Annotated in this window: 4 protein-coding genes and 1 pseudogene; 1 reads left to right on the forward strand and 4 read right to left on the reverse strand. The window is 43.3% G+C overall.

The genetic code is table 11. From position 1 onward, the window contains the following. Positions 1–99 precede the first annotated feature (99 nt). Entirely contained in the window at positions 100–312 is a 213-nt protein-coding gene (locus AB4484_RS26045; protein WP_012604684.1) for a VF530 family DNA-binding protein, read from the reverse strand. A 45-nt stretch (positions 313–357) separates the two neighbouring features. Further along, positions 358–1,308 (reverse strand): LysR substrate-binding domain-containing protein, encoded by a 951-nt coding sequence (locus AB4484_RS26050; RefSeq protein WP_372080982.1) that lies wholly within the window; start codon positions 1,306–1,308, stop codon positions 358–360. Between the two features lie 103 nt (positions 1,309–1,411). Here AB4484_RS26050 and AB4484_RS26055 point away from each other — a divergent pair, with 103 nt between their 5' ends. Further along, the gene (locus AB4484_RS26055; protein WP_372080983.1) at positions 1,412–1,618 is read left to right on the forward strand and encodes a DUF1127 domain-containing protein; all 207 of its coding nucleotides are present in this window, start codon (positions 1,412–1,414) and stop codon (positions 1,616–1,618) included. A gap of 147 nt (positions 1,619–1,765) precedes the next feature. Here the strand turns inward: AB4484_RS26055 and AB4484_RS26060 are convergent, their stop codons facing one another. Next, positions 1,766–2,671, reverse strand: coding sequence for a LysR substrate-binding domain-containing protein (locus AB4484_RS26060; RefSeq protein WP_372080984.1), 906 nt, complete (start codon positions 2,669–2,671; stop codon positions 1,766–1,768). A gap of 338 nt (positions 2,672–3,009) precedes the next feature. Beyond that, positions 3,010–3,393, reverse strand: a pseudogene (locus AB4484_RS26065) (AMP-dependent synthetase); the annotation flags it as partial. Positions 3,394–3,410 lie beyond the last annotated feature (17 nt).

The raw sequence follows: 3,410 nt of genomic DNA on the forward strand, positions 1-3,410 counted from the left end.
TGCGAGATGCGAGATGCGAGATGTGATATGGCCCCTAAAAAGTAGACACAGGGGTTGTCCCGTATTTAATCAACACGGGACAGATAAAGTAGGGAGAGACTAACGCTTTAAGTCGATGTAAATCTGCTCTACCTTGGTACGAGCCCAATCTGTTTTGCGCAAAAATTTTAAGCTCGATTTAATGCTCGGGTCTTTTTTAAAGCAGTTGATGTTCACCATGTAACTCAACTCTTCCCAACCGTAATGTTCAACCAATTCAGTCAGTAGCTTCTGTAGAGTGATACCGTGAAGTGGATTATTGTCTTGTGTCATGAGATGTTCTCGCCATTTATTTGAGCTAAGTATACCAGTTTCGCTTTATGAATTATCCGACCATTTGAGTTCGTAATCGGTGTGGATAATCGAAAGTTCTTCTCTACCTGTATTACCAAATAATCTAACCTGAGCCTGCATCCATTCTTCGAAACGTTTTATCTTTTCTCGATGAAAGTAACCCGGAGGCGCGCACAAAAAATAATTGTATTTAGGCTTCAGCGCGATGTTTCCGATTCGCACCAATTTCTTTTCTTGTAAATAGCGGTATACCAAGCTGTGCTTAACAAGCGCGACACCTTGAACGGATAATGCACCTTCTAACACAAAATGAGAGCCATCAAATTGCAATGATGTGCGGCCAGCTTTTACCCCTGCGACTTGTAACCAGAGATTCCAATCCATATCAGGCCAACGGTCTTCAATAAGTTCCGCTCTATGCAGATCGTCGATGTCATAAATACCATGTTTCTCTTGATAAATAGGGTGACAAACCGGGTAAATGACCTCGTCCATCAACCAACGTGATTCGATGTTTGGGTAATCTCCATGACCATATCGAACACAGATATCGACATTAGAATCTTCAAATGTGACTAGCTTGTTGGTCGGCTCAATTAACATGGATAGATCAGGGTGGCGATCGCGAAAGTCGCCAATTCTCGGTACGAGCCAATGCTGAGCAAAGGAAGGCACGGTAGAGATCGACAGCTGAGTCGGGTTAGGATCTTGGTTGATGCGTCTCACCCCATCTTGAATATGGGCAAAGCCTTTCTTCGCTTGCAGGTACAGTACTTCGCCTTCATGGGTTAATACTATTTTTCGGTGTTGGCGAATAAACAGATCTGCACCTAACCACTCTTCAAGTTGGCGAATTTGTTGGCTGACTGCCGCAGCCGTGACAAATAGTTTCTGTGCGGCGAGTTTAAAACTGCCTGTTTCAGCCGCCGTGTAAAAGTAATAGATCCCTTGGAATGGTGGAGTTCGTTCTCTCACATTAGTTTTCCTTAACTGAATGCCAGTATCTATCGTTTGTCAATGTTGCACTGCTGGTCGATTATTGACCATAACAAAGCAAAAGATCAACAGGAGAAAGGCTATGAATACGATCACAGCAACAGGAAATACCAACCATTCATTTTTGTCATCATTATCAATTAAGAAATTCTATTCTAAATTAGGCCTGTACTTTCAAAATCGTAGAACCAGAAAGCAACTGTCTGAGCTACCCGATTATTTACTGAGAGATATCGGGGTTACGTCGGAACAAGTCGAGAAAGAACTGAAGAAGTCATTTTGGGAGTGACTCAAGGCAACGTAGCTTTTAACTCGACGTTGCTTTAACTCAACATAGTTTTGTCGGTGTCGGGAGGTTTACGCTACCGTTCTATGTTGAGTTACGCTCATTGCTTATTTAAGCCTATTCCTTGTTTAAGAAATTAGTAGGTGAGATCTAATTATCCAATAGCTCGTTGACTTCTTCGTGCAACCAATTGGTGAACGCGGTAATACGCACTTCTCTCGGGGAGTTAGGATCAAAGCATAGGTTGACTTGAACCCCAGGTGTCATGCCTATATCAAAGGGCTTAACCAGCAAGCCGCGTTCGATGAAGTCACCAGCCAAGCTGTCTGTTGCCAAGCAAACCCCATGTCCCGCCATGACCGTGGTTAGCCCCATATCAAAGGTACCGACTTCCATCCACTGAATGGTGCTGCTTTGAGTCGATATGTTTGCTTGCCTAAACCATTCCTCCCACGGGAAACAACCGCTATCAAACTGAATCAGCCAACATTTGAGGAGTTGTTCAGGTGATGTGAAGTTCAAAGAGTTTGCGAGTTCAGGCGAACAAAAAGGGTAAACCGGTTCGTTGATTAGCATCTCAAGAGTCAAGCCTTCTTCAACGCATAGATCTTCGCCCTGCAGAATAGCCACATCAATCTCACCATGTTTTAAATTTGGGGTATCAGACCCTGTTAGCACCTTAATTGGGATTTCTGGGTGCTTTACCGAGAACTTCCACAACCTAGGCAGTAACCAACGAGAAGCAAAAGAAGGGGGACTTCTAACAACAAGCAGCCCTTGAATAGGTTCTGATTGGATCTTGTTCAACCCCAACAGAACCTCTTGAAAGCCATCAGAGACATGTCTAAAAAGTGTGTGCCCTTCATGCGTCAAAGTCATTGCACGCCCCTTACGAATAAAGAGCTTACATCCAACCTGTTCTTCTAACTGTCGAATCTTCTGGCTGACGGCTGCTTGAGTGACGAACAGCTCTTCAGCCGCTTTGCTGTAATTGCTCAAGCGAGCCGCAACTTCAAAGTAACGGAGACCTGAAAGGTGACGCAGTCTATTGTCCATAATCTCAGCTTATAGTTCTTGTTAATAATGGTTGTTCGATTATCGAACAGGTTATTTTCATAATAGCGATAAATAAACAGGGAATACAAGAGAGAGAACATGAAAGCAATAACCTGTTGGGTCGGAAGGTTTGTTACTCAGGCACTTAAAATCAAAGATAATACTGAGGTGAGGAAGGCGACTAAATCGAGACAAGTTATCTTTTCGAAATCGTTAAGTCATCGAATGAGAAATGATATAGGCTTAGATTGCGAGAGTTGTGATACTGCGGATCATACTAAGTACTTATAAACTGAGCTTACAAAAAAGGAGCCATAATGGCTCCCTCTCGATTTTGATTATTCTTCCCAAACCACCAATTTATCTTTCGGCCAGTTATGGCCAACTTCATGGTATTTCTGCTCAAGGATATGTCGTTTGATTTTGAGAGTCGGGGTTAACACGCCATTCTCAATGCTCCATGGTTCCTTAATCATCAGTACACCTTTGATCTTCTCATGTGAACCAAGCTGCTCGTTCATTTTCTCGATAACGCGCTTTGTCGTTCTTTCATAACGAGCTCGGTCAAAGTTAGGGAAGTCATGCGGTACCACCAGTAGGATTGGGCCTGGTAGACCAAGGCCTATCAAACACATCATTTCTACGCGGCTGTACTCAAACAGTTTGTTTTCGATTGGTACAGGGGCAACAAACTTACCTTTAGCTGTTTTAAAGGTATCTCGCGGATTTCAGTCGCCAG

Origin of the sequence: Vibrio sp. 10N.261.46.A3, from assembly GCF_041472995.1 — a bacterium.
GTDB classification, from domain to species: domain Bacteria; phylum Pseudomonadota; class Gammaproteobacteria; order Enterobacterales; family Vibrionaceae; genus Vibrio; species Vibrio coralliirubri.